Raw genomic sequence first — 16,778 nt, forward strand, 5'->3', positions numbered from 1 at the left:
CGTTTTCGCGAGCAGGCTCGCTCTCACATTGGATCGAGGTCTCCTGTGGGAGCGAGCCTGCTCGCAAAGCTTTTTATCAGGCTGTCGCCGCCTCTTTGTAGGCTTTCAACGCCTTTAGTCGTTCCCGCTTCAGCGCTTCGCCCAGTTCCGGGCCTTTGAATCCCTTCTCCAGCAACGGCTGCACCGCCACCGCTCGCGCAGCGTTCGCCGCTGCGCGCAAATAATCCGCCTGTGGATAACTGCGCTGCTCCAGGCCCTTGCGGCCACGGGCGTCCATCTCGCACGCGGCGATAAACTCTTCGAAACGCTGCGGTCGGCGGTACACATCGAAGCTCTGTAGCAATTCCAGCAACGTCGAAGCCTTCAACTCCAGGGCGCGGTGCCCGTGGGTGTGAAACTTGCCAACGAGCAAGGCCAGTTCCTGGCAATCCTTCGGCGCCTTGAAGCGCTCGTTGACCGCTTTGATCAGCTTCAGCCCGGTGCGCTCATGAGCGATATGCCGGGGCCATTCTTCTTCCGGCGTCAGGCCTTTGCCCAAGTCGTGCAGCAGGCAGGCCCAGCGCACCGTCAGTGGTTGTTTGTGCAAGGCTGATTGCTCCAGCACGCTCAGGGTGTGCAGGCCTGTGTCGATTTCCGGGTGATGGGTCTCTGGCTGCGGCACGCCGAACAAGGCGTCGACTTCCGGCATTAGCTCTTTGAGTGCGCCACAGTCGCGCAAGACCTGGATGAACACCTGTGGATGGTCTTCCATCAGTGCCCGGGAAATCTCCTTCCAGCTGCGCTCGGCAGTCAGCGCCTGCAGTTCGCCGGACTCACTGAGCTGACGCATCAATTCCATGGTCTCGTCGGCGACCGTGAAGCCCAGTCCCGCGTAACGCGCAGCAAACCGGGCAACGCGCAGCACTCGCAGCGGATCTTCGGCGAACGCCGGGGAAACATGGCGAAGGATTCGTGCCTCGAGGTCGCGCTGGCCATGGTACGGATCGGTCACGTTGAGCTGATCGTCCTCGGCCATGGCGTTGATCGTCAGGTCGCGGCGAATCAGGTCTTCTTCAAGCGTGACTTCCGGACTCGCGTAGAACGTGAAACCGCCGTAACCGCGACCGCTTTTGCGTTCGGTACGGGCGAGTGCGTATTCCTCACCGCTTTTGGGGTGAAGAAACACCGGGAAATCCGCGCCGACCGGGCGAAACCCCTGGGCGAGCATTTCTTCAGTGGTGGCGCCCACCACGACCCGGTCGACATCGGTAACCGGTAATCCCAACAAGCGATCACGTACTGCGCCGCCAACCTTGTAAATCTGCATAAAAACCTCCGTCAGTCCGACAGGATAACCCTTGCGTCAGACTTTCGGAGGCCGGAACCGGATCAAAGATGAATCACGGCCAGATCGAGCCGGCCGTAATCGCCTTCGCTGTGTTCACTGCGTGGTGGAACGTGATGGGTTTTCATGATCTGGTCGCCTTGCAGGGTTTCCAGATGAATGTCGAAGCCCCACAGGCGATGCAGATGTTTGAGCACTTCTTCGGTGGAGTCGCCCAGTGGTTTGCGGTCGTGTTGTTGATGGCGCAGGGTCAGCGAACGGTCGCCACGCCGATCAATGCTGTAGATCTGCACGTTGGGTTCGCGGTTGCCGAGGTTGTACTGCGCGGCCAAGGTCTCGCGGATGATCCGGTAGCCGGGTTCGTCGTGAATCGCGGGCACCAACAAGTCGTCCTTCTGATCGTCATCCATGATGCTGAACAGTTTCAGGTCGCGGATCACTTTGGGCGACAGGTACTGAAGGATGAAGCTCTCATCCTTGAAGCTGCTCATGGCGAACTTGATGGTCGACAGCCAGTCGCTCCCGGCAATTTCCGGGAACCAGTGACGATCTTCCTCGGTAGGCTCTTCGCACATGCGCCGGATATCGCGGTACATGGCAAAGCCCAGTGCATAGGGGTTGATGCCGCTGTAATAAGGACTGTCGAAGCCCGGCTGGAACACCACGCTGGTGTGCGAGGTCAGGAACTCCATCATGAAACCGTCGGTGACCAGGCCTTCGTCGTACAGGTCGTTCATCAGCGTGTAATGCCAGAACGTGGCCCAGCCTTCGTTCATTACCTGGGTCTGCCGTTGTGGATAAAAGTACTGGGCGATCTTGCGCACGATCCGCACAATCTCGCGCTGCCACGGCTCCAGCAGCGGCGCATGTTTCTCGATGAAGTACAGGATGTTCTCCTGCGGCTCGGCCGGGAATCGCGCGTTGTCCTTGTCGCTGTATTTGTCCGCGCCCTTGGGAATGGTGCGCCACAGATCATTGATCTGCTTCTGCATGTGTTCTTCGCGATCCTTTTGCCGACGCCGTTCCTCTTCGGCGGAAATCGGATACGGACGCTTGTAGCGGTCGACGCCGTAATTCATCAACGCATGGCAGGAGTCGAGCAGATCTTCCACCGCATCAATGCCATGACGCTCCTCGCACTGCATGATGTACTGCTTGGCGAACACCAGGTAATCAATGATCGAACTGGCGTCCGTCCAGGTGCGGAACAGGTAATTGCCCTTGAAGAAGCTGTTGTGGCCGTAGCACGCGTGCGCCACCACCAGCGCCTGCATGCAGATGGTGTTTTCTTCCATCAGATAGGCGATGCACGGATCGGAGTTGATCACTATTTCGTAGGCCAGGCCCATCTGCCCACGGCTGTAGGATTTTTCAGTGCTGAGGAAGTGTTTGCCGTAGGACCAGTGGTGGTAACCCAGCGGCATGCCCACCGAGGCATAGGCGTCCATCATCTGTTCGGCAGTGATCACTTCGATCTGGTTGGGGTAGGTGTCCAGCGCATAGCGGGCCGCGATCCGGGCGATTTCGCGGTCATAGGTCTGGATCAGCTCGAACGTCCATTCGGAGCCGGTGGAAATGGGTTGGCGCTTCTGCTCTTTGGCGGTCATGTCACTAACCTGCGCTGGAAGAGTTCACGGAAGACCGGATAGATATCCCCGGCCGAGACCAGTTGCTGCTGGGCAAAAGTGTCAGAAAAGGCTTCGGCGATGCGTTCGTACTCATACCACAAGGCCTGATGTTCACGCGGGGTGATCTCCACGTAAGTGTAGTACTGCACAAACGGCATGATCTGGTTGATCAGAATGTCGCGGCAGATTGGCGAGTCGTCGTTCCAGTTGTCACCATCGGAAGCCTGAGCCGCGTAGATGTTCCACTCGTTGCTCGGATAGCGCTCGGCCATGATTTCCTGCATCAGCTTCAGTGCACTGGAAACGATGGTGCCGCCGGTTTCCCGCGAGTAGAAAAACTCCTCTTCGTCGACTTCTCGGGCGCTGGTGTGGTGGCGGATGAACACCACGTCGATCTTGTCGTAGTTCCGTTTCAGGAACAGGTACAAGAGGATGAAAAAGCGCTTGGCGATGTCCTTGGTCGCCTGGGTCATGGAGCCGGACACGTCCATCAGGCAGAACATGACCGCTTTCGAGCTGGGGTTCGGTTGCTTGATCAGCAGGTTGTATTTGAGGTCGAAGGTGTCGAGAAACGGTACGCGATGGATGCGCGCACTGAGTTTTTCGACTTCTGCCTCGAGTTCCTGAATATCGCCGAAGTTGTCCGGCTCTTCGCGTCTTAGTCGCTCAAGTTCTGCTTTGACTTCGCGCAGTTTCGCGCGGCTGCTGCCGGACAGGGCGATGCGCCGCGCGTGCGCTGAGCGCAGGGTACGGATGATATTGATGCGCGAAGGGTTGCCTTCGTTGCTGATCCCGGCGCGCACGGTTTTAAAGGTGTCGGTGCCGCTGAGGTTGCGTTTGACCAGGTTGGGCAGTTCGAGGTCTTCGAACATGAATTCGAGGAACTCTTCCTGGGTGATCTGGAAGACGAACTCGTCCATGCCCTCGCCGGAGTTGCCGGCCTTGCCCGGTCCGCGTCCGCCGCCACCGCCCGGCGGGCGGGCGATATGTTCGCCGGCAGTGAATTCCTTGTTGCCGGGGTGAACCACGGTCTGCTTGCCGCCGCGGCCGTGGTGAAGCACCGGTTCGTCAATGTCGCGACCGGGAATACTGATCTGCTCGCCGTGCTCCATATCGGTAATGGAGCGCCGGCTGACCGCCTCTTCGACAGCCTTCTTGATGTGGTCACGGTAACGCCGCAGAAAACGCTGGCGGTTCACCGTGCTCTTGTTCTTGCCATTGAGACGTCGGTCGATCACATAACTCATAGGAAGCCCTCCGGGCAGCTTCAAGTTGTGAACTTCAAGCTGCAAGTAAAAGCAGGTTCCCGGGCATCAGTGGGTTACGCGCTTTGTTCTTGCAGCTTGTAGCTAGAAGCTTGCAGCTGCTTCACTGCGACTTCCGTACCCGCAGGTACCATTCGGAAAGAAGCCGTACCTGTTTGTCGGTGTAGCCGCGCTCGACCATACGAGTGACGAAGTCGTTGTGCTTCTGTTGATCCTCCTTGCTGGCCTTGGCGTTGAAACTGATGACTGGCAGCAGGTCTTCGGTGTTCGAGAACATTTTCTTCTCGATGACCACCCGCAGTTTTTCGTAGCTGAGCCAGGTCGGATTCTTGCCGTTGTTGTTGGCCCGGGCGCGCAGGACGAAGTTGACGATTTCGTTGCGGAAATCCTTCGGATTGCTGATGCCCGCCGGTTTTTCGATTTTTTCCAGTTCTTCGTTCAGCGCAACGCGGTTCAGGATCTCGCCGGTTTCCGGATCGCGGTATTCCTGATCCTGAATCCAGAAGTCCGCGTACAGCACGTAGCGGTCGAAGATGTTCTGACCGTACTCGCTGTAAGACTCGAGGTAGGCCGTCTGGATCTCCTTGCCGATGAATTCGATATAACGCGGTGCCAGGTATTCTTTCAGGTAGCGCAGGTAGCGCTCGCGGGTTTCGGCCTGGAACTGTTCCTGTTCGATCTGCTGTTCCAGCACATAGAGCAGGTGCACCGGGTTGGCGGCGATCTCATGGGGGTCGAAGTTGAAGACCTTGGACAGGATCTTGAACGCGAAGCGGGTCGATAGACCGTTCATGCCCTCGTCGACCCCTGCCGAGTCGCGGTATTCCTGGATCGACTTGGCCTTGGGATCGGTGTCCTTGAGGTTCTCGCCGTCGTAGACGCGCATCTTCGAATAGATGTTGGAGTTTTCCGGCTCCTTGAGGCGTGACAGCACGGTGAACTGCGCGAGCATCTTCAGCGTGTCCGGCGCGCAATGGGCCTTGGCCAGGGAGCTGTTGAACAGCAATTTGTCGTAGATCTTCACTTCATCGCTGACGCGCAGGCAGTACGGCACTTTGACGATGTAGATCCGGTCGATGAACGCTTCGTTGTTCTTGTTGTTGCGGAAGGTATGCCACTCCGATTCGTTGGAGTGAGCGAGCAGGATGCCGGTGAACGGTATCGCGCCGAGGCCTTCGGTACTGTTGTAGTTGCCTTCCTGGGTGGCGGTCAGCAAAGGGTGCAGCACCTTGATCGGTGCCTTGAACATTTCGACGAATTCCATCAGGCCCTGGTTTGCACGGCACAGCGCACCGGAGTAGCTGTAGGCATCGGCGTCGTTCTGTGGATATTCCTCGAGTTTGCGAATATCGACCTTGCCCACCAGCGCCGAGATGTCCTGGTTGTTCTCGTCACCTGGCTCGGTCTTGGCCACGGCGATCTGATTGAGGATCGACGGGTACAGCTTGACCACGCGGAACTGGCTGATGTCGCCGCCGAATTCGGCCAGGCGTTTGGTCGCCCACGGCGACATGATGGTGTTCAGGTAGCGCCGTGGAATGCCGAAGTCTTCTTCGAGGATCGCACCATCTTCAGTGGCGTTGAACAGACCCAGCGGCGACTCGAATACGGGAGAGCCCTTGATCGCGTAGAAGGGCACTTTTTCAATCAGCTGTTTCAGCTTCTCGGCCAGGGATGATTTACCACCGCCTACAGGACCGAGCAAATAAAGGATCTGCTTCTTCTCTTCCAGGCCCTGGGCGGCGTGGCGGAAATACGAAACGATCTGGTCGATGCATTCTTCCATCCCGTGGAAGTCTTCAAAGGCCGGATAGCGACGGATAACCTTGTTGGAGAAGATGCGTGACAGCCTCGAGTTGGTCGAGGTGTCGAGCAGCTCTGGCTCACCGATTGCCAGCAATAGACGCTCGGCGGCGGAAACGTAGGCACTGCGGTCCTTCTTGCACAGCTCCAGGTACTCTTGCAGCGAGAATTCTTCCTGGCGTGTGGACTCGAAGCGTTGTTGGAAGTGGCTAAAGATACTCATGACGTCACCTCGCTCGATACGTGGAGCCGACGCCGGATCACTCAGTCGATGCTGGCAAGCAACCGCACTGGTCGCTTGTTTACCCCCCAGAACACTTTCGCGGTCAATAACCTTGAAAGTCACTCCCGATGACCCGTGCGCCGGTGTACCGGCTCTCCCCTGTTTTGGATGGCCTGGGCTTAAGGATAGTTGGGAATTCAGGAGGTAAAGGCGAGATACGTAATTAGTTGTGGCAGACCGTTCGTCTGCCACCGCGCCGGCCCACGGAAGCCGGGGCCTGCGGGTTACAAAAAAATTATTCGGGGGTGCCTTGCGCCGTTTCCGAAGGATAAATTGTTCTCCAGAGCTCGAATCCGCCGTCCATGCTGTAGACGTCGGAGAAGCCTTGGCCGACCAGATAAGCCGCAGCCCCTTGGCTGGAATTGCCGTGGTAGCAGACGACGACGGTCGGTGCATCGAGGTCGGCGCCTTGAATGAAGGCGTGCAGCGAATGGTTGTCCAGATGCTTCGAGCCGCTGATGTGCAGCGCCGCAAAAGTGGCAGGGTCGCGGACGTCGACCACCACGGCACCTTGCTCGCGCAGGGCCTGGGCCTGTTCCGGGGGGATTCGTTTGAATTCGCTCATGGCGGTTTCCTGTTGCTCGGCTGAAAGCGCAGTCTAACGCGGCGCGCTGACTGGCGAAGTTTCGGGGATAAGTGGTGCGACGGTTGGCGCGAGTCCGCCGTGTTCATCGCATTTGCATGACACACGCTCGCCGCTGTCGACGTTCATCAGGGTCAGGCTGCCGCCCCAGACACAACCGGTGTCCAGCGCAGAAATGCCTGGTTCGTGGACGTCGCCTTCCAGCGCGGCCCAGTGACCGAAGATGATGCGCAGGCCTTTGGTCTTGCGCTCCTTGTGCTGAAACCACGGTTTGTAGCCGGGCGGGGCAGTTTCGAGGCCTTCCTTGCTCTTGAGGTCGAGTTTGCCTTCTGCGGTGCAGAAGCGCATGCGCGTGAAATAGTTGGTGATCACACGAAGGCGGGCCACGCCTTTGAGGTCGTTGTCCCATTTCGCTGGTTCGTTGCCATACATGCCGTCGAGGTAGGCGAGCAGCATGTTGTCGTCTCGCAGGGCCGTCTGGACTTCATCAGCGCACTTCAAGGCGCGGCGTAACGACCACTGCGGTGGGATGCCTGCGTGGACCATGGCGACATCCCGCTGCTCGTCGTAGTGCATGAGCTTTTGCTGACGCACCCATTCCAGTAGTTCGGCGCTGTCCGGTGCTTCGAGAATCTCGCGCAGGGTATCGGACTTCTTCAAACGCTCGATGTTTTTTGCCGCTGCCAGCAGGTGCAGGTCGTGATTGCCGAGTACGCAGACCAGCGATTCGCGCATGCCATAAAGAAAGCGCAGGGTTTCCAGCGACTGCGGGCCACGGTTGACCAGATCACCGACCAGCCACAGACGATCGAGCTTGGTGTCGAACGCTACTTGCTTGAGCAGGCACTTGAGCGGTTCGAGGCAGCCTTGCAGGTCGCCGACGGCATACGTCGTCATCAGTGCAAGGCTCCAGGCACGGCGAGGCGGAAAGGTTTGATGATGGCGTCGAAATGCTTGCCGTCGTCGGCAACCATTTCGTAGGTGCCCTGCATGGTGCCGACCTTGGTGGTCATCACCGTGCCGCTGCTGTAGGTGTGACTTTGGCCGGCGTCGATCAAAGGTTGCTGGCCGACGACGCCGGCGCCGCGCACTTCTTCGACATGGCCGTCGCCATCGGTGATCACCCAATGCCGCGACATCAGGCGTGCGGGCTGTTCGCCATTGTTCTGCACGGTGATGGTGTAGGCGAAGGCGAAGCGGTCGTGCTCGGGTTGCGATTGGTCTGCCAGATAGTGGGTAACGACACTGACATCGACCTGGTAACGGGAATCGGACATGCAAAAGGCCTTAAACGGAGCGGAACGCGGGGCGTAGCTGATGGGGAATCAGTCTAGGCAAGTATCGGGCAGTAAACCAGAGTGGCGTCCTGCCCGATAGCGTTCATCGCCGCTCAGTCGGCGGCGGGGGCGGTGGGGACTTGAACGGCGAGCTGATCGGCCAGGCGGACGAACGCAGCCAGATCCAGTTGCTCCGGACGCAAGCTGCCATCGACGCCGGCGGCTTCGATCTCGGCGTTGCTGAGCAATTGCTTGAGGGTGTTGCGCAGGGTCTTGCGGCGCTGATTGAAGGCTTCGCGAACCACGCGCTCGAGCAGGCGATGATCCTTGGCCGGATGCGGCAATACCGCGTGCGGCACCAGGCGAACAATGGCCGAATCGACTTTCGGTGGCGGGTTGAACGCGCCCGGGCCGACATTGAACAGGTGTTCCACACGGCAGTGGTACTGAACCATGATCGACAGACGACCCCAGTCACCGCCACCCGGGCCGGCCGCCAGACGCTCGACCACTTCTTTCTGCAGCATGAAGTGCATGTCGCGAATGATGCCGGCGTTGTTCAGCAGATGAAAAATCAGCGGCGTCGAGATGTTGTAAGGCAGGTTGCCGACCACGCGCAGGCTGTTCGGCGCGGCGTTGAGCGTGTTGAAGTCGAACTTCAGCGCATCACCCTGGTGCAGGTTGAAGTTGCTCTTGTCGGCGAACTGCTGGTTAAGGATCGGGATCAGGTCCTTGTCGAGTTCCACCACGTCGAGTTGCGCTCCGCTGCTCAGCAGGCCGGCGGTCAATGCGCCCTGGCCCGGACCGATTTCCAGCAGACGGTCTTCGCCCTTGGCATGGATGGAGCGCAGGATACGGTCGATAACGCCGGCATCGTGCAGGAAGTTCTGGCCAAAGCGTTTGCGCGCCTTGTGTTGGTATTGCTCGGTCATAAACGGGTCTCGGCCATCCGGTAGGCGGTTTCCAGGGCGACTTGCAGGCTGCCGGTGTCGATCTTGCCGCTGCCGGCCAGATCCAGGGCGGTGCCGTGATCAACCGAGGTGCGGATGATCGGCAGGCCCAGGGTGACGTTGACGGCAGCGCCGAAGCCTTTGTACTTGAGCACGGGCAGGCCCTGGTCATGGTACATCGCCAGCACTGCGTCGCAGTGCTCCAGATATTTGGGGGTAAACAGAGTGTCGGCAGGCAGCGGGCCACGAAGGTCCATGCCCTCGCCGCGCAAGCGCTCTAGTGTCGGTTCAATGATGTCGATTTCTTCATGGCCCAGGTGTCCGCCTTCACCGGCGTGCGGGTTGAGCCCGCACACCAGGATGCGGGGCCGGGCAATGCCGAATTTGTTCTGCAGGTCGGCGTGCAGAATCCGCGTGACCCGCTCCAGCCGCTCGGGCGTGATCGCATCGGCAATCTCGCGCAGCGGCAGGTGAGTGGTAACCAGCGCCACGCGCAAACCGCGTGTGGCGAGCATCATCACCACTTGCGCGGTGTGGGTCAGGTCGGCGAGAAACTCCGTGTGCCCGGAGAATGCGATGCCTGATTCGTTGATCACGCCCTTGTGCACCGGGGCGGTGATCATTCCGGCGAAGTCGCCATTCAGGCAGCCGTTGCCGGCACGGGTCAGGGTTTCGAGGACGAAAGCGGCATTGGCCTTGTTCAATTGCCCGGCAACCACGGCGGCGCTGAGCGGGGTATCCCAGACGTACAGGCTGCCTGCGGGTGCGGGGGCGTCCGGCCAGTGATCCGGGCCGACGTCCAGCAGGTTGACGGCCAGCCCCAGCTGCGCGGCCCGCTCTATGAGCAGGTCGCGGCTGGTGATGGCAATCAGGGGGTGTGGCTGGGCTTGCGAGGCGAGCAGCAGGCACAGGTCGGGACCGATGCCGGCTGGTTCGCCGGGGGTCAGCGCGAAACGCCGGGGTTTCACTGCGCTGCCTGGTCTGCACCAGGAAGTTTGATCTCTACGTAAGCTTCGTCACGGATCTGACGCAGCCAGGTTTGCAGCTCTTCATCGTATTTGCGGTTGCGCAGTACGGTCATGGCTTGCTGCTCGCGGGCCTGTTCGGTGCTGTCGGTGGCGCGACGGCCAAGGACTTCGAGAACGTGCCAGCCGTATTGGGTCTGGAATGGCTTGGACAGCTGACCTTGCGGGGTCTTGGCCATCACTTCGCGGAATTCCGGTACCAGTGCGTTCGGATCGATCCAGTTCAGATCGCCGCCGTTGAGGGCCGAACCCGGGTCTTCGGAGTAGTTTTTCGCCAAAGTGGCGAAATCTTCACCGGCCAGGATGCGTTCGTACAGGGATTCAACCAGGGCCTTGGTCTTGGCTTCGTCGCGAATCGGGCTCGGCTTGACCAGGATGTGGCGAACATGCACTTCGTCGCGCATCTGCGCTTCGCCGCCGCGCTTGGCCAGCAGCTTGAGGATGATGAAACCACCCGGGGTGCGTGCAGGCTGAGTGATATCGCCAACGGCCATGCTGCTCAACTCGCGGTCGAATGGCGGTGGCAGTTGAGCGGCTTTACGCCAGCCCATGTCGCCGCCTTCCAGAGCGTTGTCGCTGCCGGATTTGGCCACGGCCATCTGACCGAAGTCAGCGCCTTGCTTGAGTTGCTGGTAAACCTCCATCGCCTGGCGTGCGGCAGCCTGAATCGCTTCAGAGTTGGCGCTTTCCGGGGTCGGAATCAGGATGTTGGCCAGGTGCAGTTCTTCGGACAGTTGCATCTTGCCCAGGTCGGAGGCGAGGAAGTTCTTCACTTCCTGCTCGGAGACCTGGATGCGTTCTGCCACGCGGCGCTGACGGACACGGCTGATGATCATTTCGCGGCGGATCTGCTCACGAGCGTCATCATAGTTCAGTCCGTCGCGGGCCAGAGCGACCTTGAACTGCTCCGGAGTCATGTTGTTGCGCTGAGCAATGGTACCGACCGCCTGGTTCAGCTCTTCGTCGGTGATGCGGATGCCGGAACGTTCGCCGATCTGCAGTTGCAGGTTCTCGACGATCAGGCGCTCGAGCACCTGTTGATCCAGCACGCCGGCAGGCGGCAAGCCGCCACCACGCTTGGCAATGGTCTGCTGAACTTCATGGACGCGCTGGTCCAGTTGGCTCTGCATGACGACGTCGTTGTCGACGATCGCTACCACTTTATCGATGGACTGTACTGCGGCGTTGGCCGCAGTACCCAGGAACAGCGCGCCCAGCATCAGCGGGCGCAGACAATCAGAAAGCTTGGTCTTCACGTTGACGATAACCTTGGATGCCTTTGTCGAGGAAGCTCTCTACCTTGGCGCCAGTGAGGCCGCCGAGTCCCTTCAGAACAATTTGGAGGAAGACGCCGTGGTCGCCTTTTTCGTTTTCCGGGGCGTTCTGACTGAACTCGTCATAGCTGACCCAGTAACGGTTGATCAGGCGCAGTTTCCAGCAGCAGTTGTCATATTCGAAACCACCGAAGGCTTCCAGCGTGCGGTTGCGGTTGTAGTCGTACTGCCAGCGGCTGATCGCACTCCACTGGGGAACAATTGGCCAGATGACCGAGAAGTCGTGCTGCTCGATCTTGTAGTAGTCCTTCACGTAGTTCGCGTCGCCTGGACGGCCGTAGTCACCATCACCCACCGACCATTTGCCGGTGTTCTGGTCGTAACGAACCTGGTCGTTGCGATAGCGATAGCCGAGGTTGACCACCTTGTTCGGGTTGTCTTCAGGCTGGTAGTGGAACATCGCGCTGCCGGAGCGCGGGCTGCGGCTGTCCGGGTCCCAGTTGTAATCGGCCGTGGTGCGCCAGTCGCGGTTCCAGCGGTATTCGTATTCCAGTGCGTATGGCGAAACGTTGGCGCGGGCATCGTCGCGGTCGGCGAAATTCACGCCAGGCAACTGAACCTTGCGATCCTTGAAGTACAAGGCCTGACCGATGCTGACGCGTTGGCGTTCGAAACCGTCGTCTTCGATCCAGCGGCTGGTAACGCCCAGCGACAGCTTGTTCTCGTCACCGACACGGTCGGCACCGGAGAAGCGGTTGTCGCGGAACAGCGAGGCGTAGTTGAAGGTGTATTCGCTGGTGTCGAACACTGGAATGTCTTTCTGGTCTTCCTCGGGTACATAGAGGTAGAACAGGCGCGGTTCCAGGGTCTGGCGGTAGTTCTTGCCGAAATAGGATGTATTGCGGTCGAAGTACAGGCCGCTGTCGATACTGGCAATCGGTACGCCACGATTTTGCGAGCTGCTGAACGACTCGCCGAGTGCGGACGCATTGTTGCGATTGGTGACCAGATCGTTTTTGCCTTGCCCATCGAGATCAAGATCGTACTGAGTGTACTGATACTTGAGCGAAGGCTTGAGGAACCCGTAAGTCCAGTTCATCGGCAGGCTGACGCCCGGCTTCAGATTCAGACGGTTGCCGTTGGCACGATCCAGGCCGGCGACGTTGGTGTCCAGTCGTCGTTCGACAGTGCCATCTTCATTGGTGAAGTTGCCGGTTTCCAGATCACGGTCGAAGCGAACGATCTCGGTCTCGTAATCGAAATTCAGGCCTTCCGGGTGGTACGGCAGCTGACCATTGAAAGTGATCTGCGGCAGACGACCATACGGCGTGATGTTCGAAACGGTTGCCAACTGGTACTGCTGAGCATTCAGGCGAGCAACGTAGCTGTCACCCCGGTACGTAACCGAGCCCTGCTGATTGACGAAGTCGTCGGATTTCACCCCGATCTGATCAGACTGCAGATCCTGGAAGTAGTACGGATCGCTGATCTTGGTGTAGTCAACTTCGGTCAGCACGCGGGAGTCGAGACCACCCTTGTGCTGCCAGTTGTACATGTAGCGGGTCTTGTCGTAGTCGGTCTGGCCTTTACGCTCGTCGTCCTCGTCGTTCAGGTATGCCGCACCGAACTGGCCTTCGCTGGACTTGGTCAGGTAGCGGAATTCGCCTTCGACCAACATGCCGCGCTTGCTCATGTAGCGCGGGTACAACGTGGCGTCGTAGTTCGGTGCCAGGTTGAAGTAGTACGGTGTGACCAGCATGAAGCCGGTATCGCTGCCGCTGCCGATGGTCGGCGGCAGGAAACCGGACTGGCGACGGTCGTCGATCGGGAAGTAGATGTACGGCGTGTACAGGATCGGGATGTCCTTGACCCGCAGCGTCACGTTGGTCGCGGTACCGAAGCCGGTGGCCGGGTTCAAGGTGATGTTGTTGCCCTTGAGTTGCCAGGCGTTGCTGTTCGGTTCGCACGTGGTGTACGTGCCATCCTTCAAGCGGATGATCGCGTTTTCGGCACGCTTGGCGTACAGCGCGTTACCGCGGATGCGCGATTTATGCATCACGTATTCGGCGTTGTCGACTTTGGCTTCACCGGTGTCGAGTTGCACATCGGCGTGGTCGCCGACGATCAGTGCGCCGTTGTCACGGATGCGCACATCGCCATTGAGTTCGGCGCGGCTCTCGGCCTGATACAGGCTCGCCTCGTCGGATTCGACCTGCATGCTGCCCTGACGCAGAACCACGTCACCGGCCAGGGTCCCGACTTGATCATCGGTGTTATAGCGCGAGGCTTTTGCGCCGATAAAGGTCGGAGCGTCGCTTTTGTTCGTCTTGTCATTCATGCCAGGACGAATCGGCTCGATATAGGCACCAGAGCAGTAAGGACCGGTCTCGGCCAGTTGAGCGGCGGTGAGCTTCTCGCGCGGAACCCAGTCGAGGTGACTGAAGTCTTCGCTACGGGATTTCAGGCCGCGGCCCTTGGCTTCGGTGACCAGTGCCGTTTTGGGGGCTGTGTCGGCAACCGAACCGTTCTCGCTCGCCGCGTTGCCGGTGGCGCTGACGGCACTGCCGTCATGCACGGGACGTGGCGGCAACGCTGCAGCGGATGATTTGGGCGCACAGGCCCAACCACCCGAAGCCGAGACGGAGCAGTCATACTGCTCGGCGGCAACAACGAATTGACTGGCCAGAGGTTGCATAGCCAGCAGACTGCCGGTTACCAACAACGGAAATTTTTTACGAAACGCGGGGGATTTCAATGCCATCTTATTAGTCCGGGCTTCCTGCGTGCCATCTGCCCGCGGTGTGGGCCGCACGCCTCTCGATGGTCTGAAAAAGATGCTGGATAATAAAGCATGACCCGCTTGACGGCTAGCGCCGTCGGAGACCCTTGCAATGCCTGACCAAGATGTACGCTTGCAACACCTGAAAGTTTGGCTCGATGAACAGCTGACAATCCTTTTTGCCGATCAGGGCTGGGGCGCAGTACCCCCGGCCACGTTGACTGCGGCCAGCAGTGACGCGAGTTTCCGCCGTTACTTCCGTTGGGAAGGCGCCGGCCGCAGCTTCGTTGTGATGGACGCACCGCCGCCTCAGGAAAACTGCAAACCGTTCGTGGATATCGCGTTTTTGCTGGCGAAATCCGGAATTAATGTGCCGAAAATTTATGCAGAGGACCTCGAACGCGGTTTTCTTTTACTCAATGACCTGGGCAACAAGACCTATCTCGACGTGATCGATGGCGAAAATGCCGACGCATTGTTCGGCGATGCCCTGCAAGCGCTGCTCGCTTTTCAGCAGTTGCCGATGGTGGCACCGCTGCCAGGTTATGACGTTGCGTTGCTGCGCCGTGAACTGGAACTGTTCCCCGAGTGGTACGTGAAACGTGAACTCGGCGTCGAATTCGATTCGACTCAGCAGCAACAGTGGCAGCAGGTCAGCGATCTGTTGATCGACAGCGCACTGGCTCAGCCGAAAGTCCTGGTGCACCGCGACTACATGCCGCGCAACCTGATGCTCAGCGAGCCGAACCCCGGCGTGCTGGATTTTCAGGATGCGGTGTACGGCCCGGTGACTTATGACGTGACCTGCCTGTTCAAGGACGCGTTCCTCAGCTGGCCTGAAGAACGCGTGCGCGGCTGGCTGCAACGCTACTGGCAGCAAGCCTCGGCGCTGAATATTCCGGTGCAGGCGGATTTTGAAGACTTCCTGCGTGCCAGTGACCTGATGGGCGTGCAACGTCACTTGAAAGTCATCGGTATTTTCGCACGCATCTGCCATCGCGACGGCAAGCCGCGTTATCTCGCCGATGTGCCGCGTTTCTTCTCCTATATAGAAGCGGTCATTGCGCGTCGTCCTGAATTGGCGGAGCTGCAAGCGCTGTTCACCAGCCTGCGGGGTGGAGCAACAGCATGAAGGCAATGATTCTGGCGGCAGGCAAAGGCGAGCGCATGCGCCCGCTGACCCTGACCACCCCCAAGCCGCTGGTACGTGCCGGCGGCGTGCCGTTGATCGAGTATCACCTGCGCGCTCTCGCGGCGGCCGGTTTCAACGATATCGTGATCAATCATGCCTGGCTTGGTCAGCAGATCGAGGACTATCTGGGCGATGGCTCGCAGTTCGGCCTGAGTATCCAGTATTCGCCCGAAGGTGAACCGCTGGAGACGGGCGGCGGCATTTTCCGTGCGCTGCCGTTGCTGGGCGACGATGCCTTCCTGGTGGTCAATGGCGATATCTGGACCGATTACGACTTCAGCGTCCTGCACCAGCCGATCAATGGTCTGGCGCATCTGGTACTCGCCGACAACCCGGCGCATCACCCGAGCGGCGATTTTTCCCTGATCGACGGTCAGGTAATCGACGGCCAGCCTGGCGCGACAACGCTCACCTACAGCGGCATTGCCGTGCTGCATCCGCAATTGTTCGATGGCTGCACCGACGGCGCTTTCAAACTGGCACCGCTGTTGCGCAAAGCGATGGCTGACGGCGAGGTCACGGGCGAGCGTCTGAAAGGTCATTGGGTGGACGTCGGCACGCATGAGCGCCTGGCAGAAGCTGAAACCCTTATAGAAGCGAGTCGCTGACATGTTGTGGCCAGGGACTCTGATTGGAGCCGGAGCGGGTTTTGCAATTGCCAGCATTCCGGGGGCCATGCTTGGGGCGTTGCTGGGACAGGCGCTGGATCGGCGTCTGCATTTGCAGAGCTGGGGGCACTTGCGGGAAAGACTCGGCGGTCGGCCGATGCTGCGCAACGACGAATTGTTGTTTGTGCTGCTTGGGCGTCTGGCCAAGAGCGACGGGCGGGTCACCGACGGGCATATCCAGCAGGCACGCAACGAAATGCGTGCGCTGGAAATGGGCGAGCCGGCAACGCGTCGGGCAATTGCAGCCTTCAATCGCGGCAAATCCGGCAGCGATAATCTGCGCGGTTATCTGAAACGTCTGAGTGGGCAACCGCATGCTGCCGAAGGCGTATTGCGCGCCTGTTGGCGGATGGTGTGGGCCGATGGCCGCGCCGGCGTCAGTGAGCGTGAATTGTTGGCGCAATGGGGTAAATGGCTGGGCTGGACGACGCATCAGGTGCAGGCGCTGGCCAGTGATTACGAACCGGGCAAGCGGCCGATTGTCAGCGCCGCGGTGAGTTATCAGGAAGCGATGCGCTTGCTCGGAGTGTCGGCGACCAGCGAACCGGCACAGATCAAGCGAGCCTATCGACGGTTGTTGAGCCGGCATCACCCGGACAAGATTGCCGGCACCGGCGCAACGGCGGCGCAGGTGCGGGAGGCGACCGAGAAAACCCGGGAGCTGCGCAATGCCTACACGCTGGTTCGTGAGCGGCGGGATTTTCGTTAGTCGCTGGTGATGGGGTGC

Annotated in this window: 14 protein-coding genes; 3 read left to right on the forward strand and 11 right to left on the reverse strand. The window is 59.5% G+C overall.

Features of this window, described 5'->3' with window-relative positions:
- Positions 1-76: 76 nt before the first annotated feature.
- The 11 genes from AACY19_RS25230 to AACY19_RS25280 form a co-directional block, all read right to left on the reverse strand.
- Positions 77-1,306, reverse strand: coding sequence for a multifunctional CCA addition/repair protein (locus tag AACY19_RS25230; protein WP_339454276.1), 1,230 nt, complete (start codon positions 1,304-1,306; stop codon positions 77-79).
- 62 nt (positions 1,307-1,368) lie between these two features.
- On the reverse strand, positions 1,369-2,931 hold the full coding sequence (locus AACY19_RS25235) for a SpoVR family protein (RefSeq protein WP_339454277.1): 1,563 nt from the start codon (positions 2,929-2,931) through the stop codon (positions 1,369-1,371).
- Positions 2,928-4,199: a YeaH/YhbH family protein gene (locus tag AACY19_RS25240; RefSeq protein WP_123454031.1), complete on the reverse strand. Its 1,272-nt coding sequence runs from the start codon at positions 4,197-4,199 to the stop codon at positions 2,928-2,930. The genes AACY19_RS25235 and AACY19_RS25240 overlap by 4 nt, the downstream gene beginning before the upstream one ends.
- 121 nt (positions 4,200-4,320) lie before the next feature.
- The gene (locus AACY19_RS25245) at positions 4,321-6,243 is read right to left on the reverse strand and encodes a PrkA family serine protein kinase (protein ID WP_090286853.1); all 1,923 of its coding nucleotides are present in this window, start codon (positions 6,241-6,243) and stop codon (positions 4,321-4,323) included.
- A gap of 295 nt (positions 6,244-6,538) precedes the next feature.
- Positions 6,539-6,868, reverse strand: coding sequence for a thiosulfate sulfurtransferase GlpE (gene glpE / locus AACY19_RS25250; protein ID WP_339454278.1), 330 nt, complete (start codon positions 6,866-6,868; stop codon positions 6,539-6,541).
- Positions 6,869-6,901: 33 nt separating this feature from the next.
- On the reverse strand, positions 6,902-7,783 hold the full coding sequence (locus AACY19_RS25255; protein ID WP_339454279.1) for a symmetrical bis(5'-nucleosyl)-tetraphosphatase: 882 nt from the start codon (positions 7,781-7,783) through the stop codon (positions 6,902-6,904).
- Positions 7,783-8,163: a Co2+/Mg2+ efflux protein ApaG gene (apaG, locus tag AACY19_RS25260; RefSeq protein ID WP_339454280.1), complete on the reverse strand. Its 381-nt coding sequence runs from the start codon at positions 8,161-8,163 to the stop codon at positions 7,783-7,785. Before apaG ends, AACY19_RS25255 begins: the two co-directional genes overlap by 1 nt.
- A gap of 113 nt (positions 8,164-8,276) precedes the next feature.
- Positions 8,277-9,095: a 16S rRNA (adenine(1518)-N(6)/adenine(1519)-N(6))-dimethyltransferase RsmA gene (rsmA, locus tag AACY19_RS25265; protein ID WP_339454281.1), complete on the reverse strand. Its 819-nt coding sequence runs from the start codon at positions 9,093-9,095 to the stop codon at positions 8,277-8,279.
- The gene (gene pdxA / locus AACY19_RS25270; RefSeq protein ID WP_339454282.1) at positions 9,092-10,081 is read right to left on the reverse strand and encodes a 4-hydroxythreonine-4-phosphate dehydrogenase PdxA; all 990 of its coding nucleotides are present in this window, start codon (positions 10,079-10,081) and stop codon (positions 9,092-9,094) included. Before pdxA ends, rsmA begins: the two co-directional genes overlap by 4 nt.
- The gene (surA, locus tag AACY19_RS25275) at positions 10,078-11,394 is read right to left on the reverse strand and encodes a peptidylprolyl isomerase SurA (protein WP_339454283.1); all 1,317 of its coding nucleotides are present in this window, start codon (positions 11,392-11,394) and stop codon (positions 10,078-10,080) included. The genes pdxA and surA overlap by 4 nt, the downstream gene beginning before the upstream one ends.
- On the reverse strand, positions 11,375-14,173 hold the full coding sequence (locus tag AACY19_RS25280; RefSeq protein WP_339454284.1) for an LPS-assembly protein LptD: 2,799 nt from the start codon (positions 14,171-14,173) through the stop codon (positions 11,375-11,377). The genes surA and AACY19_RS25280 overlap by 20 nt, the downstream gene beginning before the upstream one ends.
- Before the next feature lie 130 nt (positions 14,174-14,303).
- On the opposite strand from AACY19_RS25280, the gene AACY19_RS25285 reads away from it, so the two are divergent.
- Genes AACY19_RS25285 through AACY19_RS25295 form a run of 3 tightly spaced genes read left to right on the forward strand, consistent with a single transcriptional unit; the run spans position 14,304 to position 16,760 of the window.
- Entirely contained in the window at positions 14,304-15,323 is a 1,020-nt protein-coding gene (locus AACY19_RS25285) for an aminoglycoside phosphotransferase family protein (protein ID WP_339454285.1), read from the forward strand.
- Positions 15,320-15,991: an N-acetylmuramate alpha-1-phosphate uridylyltransferase MurU gene (murU, locus tag AACY19_RS25290; RefSeq protein WP_339454286.1), complete on the forward strand. Its 672-nt coding sequence runs from the start codon at positions 15,320-15,322 to the stop codon at positions 15,989-15,991. The genes AACY19_RS25285 and murU overlap by 4 nt, the downstream gene beginning before the upstream one ends.
- Position 15,992: 1 nt before the next feature.
- Positions 15,993-16,760 (forward strand): DnaJ domain-containing protein, encoded by a 768-nt coding sequence (locus tag AACY19_RS25295; RefSeq protein ID WP_339454287.1) that lies wholly within the window; start codon positions 15,993-15,995, stop codon positions 16,758-16,760.
- Positions 16,761-16,778 lie beyond the last annotated feature (18 nt).

Source organism: Pseudomonas sp. EA_5y_Pfl2_R50 (assembly GCF_963970475.1).
Lineage (GTDB): Bacteria > Pseudomonadota > Gammaproteobacteria > Pseudomonadales > Pseudomonadaceae > Aquipseudomonas.

Bases quoted from the DNA above. Each gene is read 5' to 3' on its own strand.
- AACY19_RS25230 (WP_339454276.1), bottom strand. From the start codon at position 1,306: ATGCAGATTTACAAGGTTGGCGGCGCAGTACGTGATCGCTTGTTGGGA.
- AACY19_RS25235 (WP_339454277.1), bottom strand. From the start codon at position 2,931: ATGACCGCCAAAGAGCAGAAGCGCCAACCCATTTCCACCGGCTCCGAA.
- AACY19_RS25240 (WP_123454031.1), bottom strand. From the start codon at position 4,199: ATGAGTTATGTGATCGACCGACGTCTCAATGGCAAGAACAAGAGCACG.
- AACY19_RS25245 (WP_090286853.1), bottom strand. From the start codon at position 6,243: ATGAGTATCTTTAGCCACTTCCAACAACGCTTCGAGTCCACACGCCAG.
- glpE (WP_339454278.1), bottom strand. From the start codon at position 6,868: ATGAGCGAATTCAAACGAATCCCCCCGGAACAGGCCCAGGCCCTGCGC.
- AACY19_RS25255 (WP_339454279.1), bottom strand. From the start codon at position 7,783: ATGACGACGTATGCCGTCGGCGACCTGCAAGGCTGCCTCGAACCGCTC.
- apaG (WP_339454280.1), bottom strand. From the start codon at position 8,163: ATGTCCGATTCCCGTTACCAGGTCGATGTCAGTGTCGTTACCCACTAT.
- rsmA (WP_339454281.1), bottom strand. From the start codon at position 9,095: ATGACCGAGCAATACCAACACAAGGCGCGCAAACGCTTTGGCCAGAAC.
- AACY19_RS25280 (WP_339454284.1), bottom strand. From the start codon at position 14,173: ATGGCATTGAAATCCCCCGCGTTTCGTAAAAAATTTCCGTTGTTGGTA.
- AACY19_RS25285 (WP_339454285.1), top strand. From the start codon at position 14,304: ATGCCTGACCAAGATGTACGCTTGCAACACCTGAAAGTTTGGCTCGAT.
- murU (WP_339454286.1), top strand. From the start codon at position 15,320: ATGAAGGCAATGATTCTGGCGGCAGGCAAAGGCGAGCGCATGCGCCCG.
- AACY19_RS25295 (WP_339454287.1), top strand. From the start codon at position 15,993: ATGTTGTGGCCAGGGACTCTGATTGGAGCCGGAGCGGGTTTTGCAATT.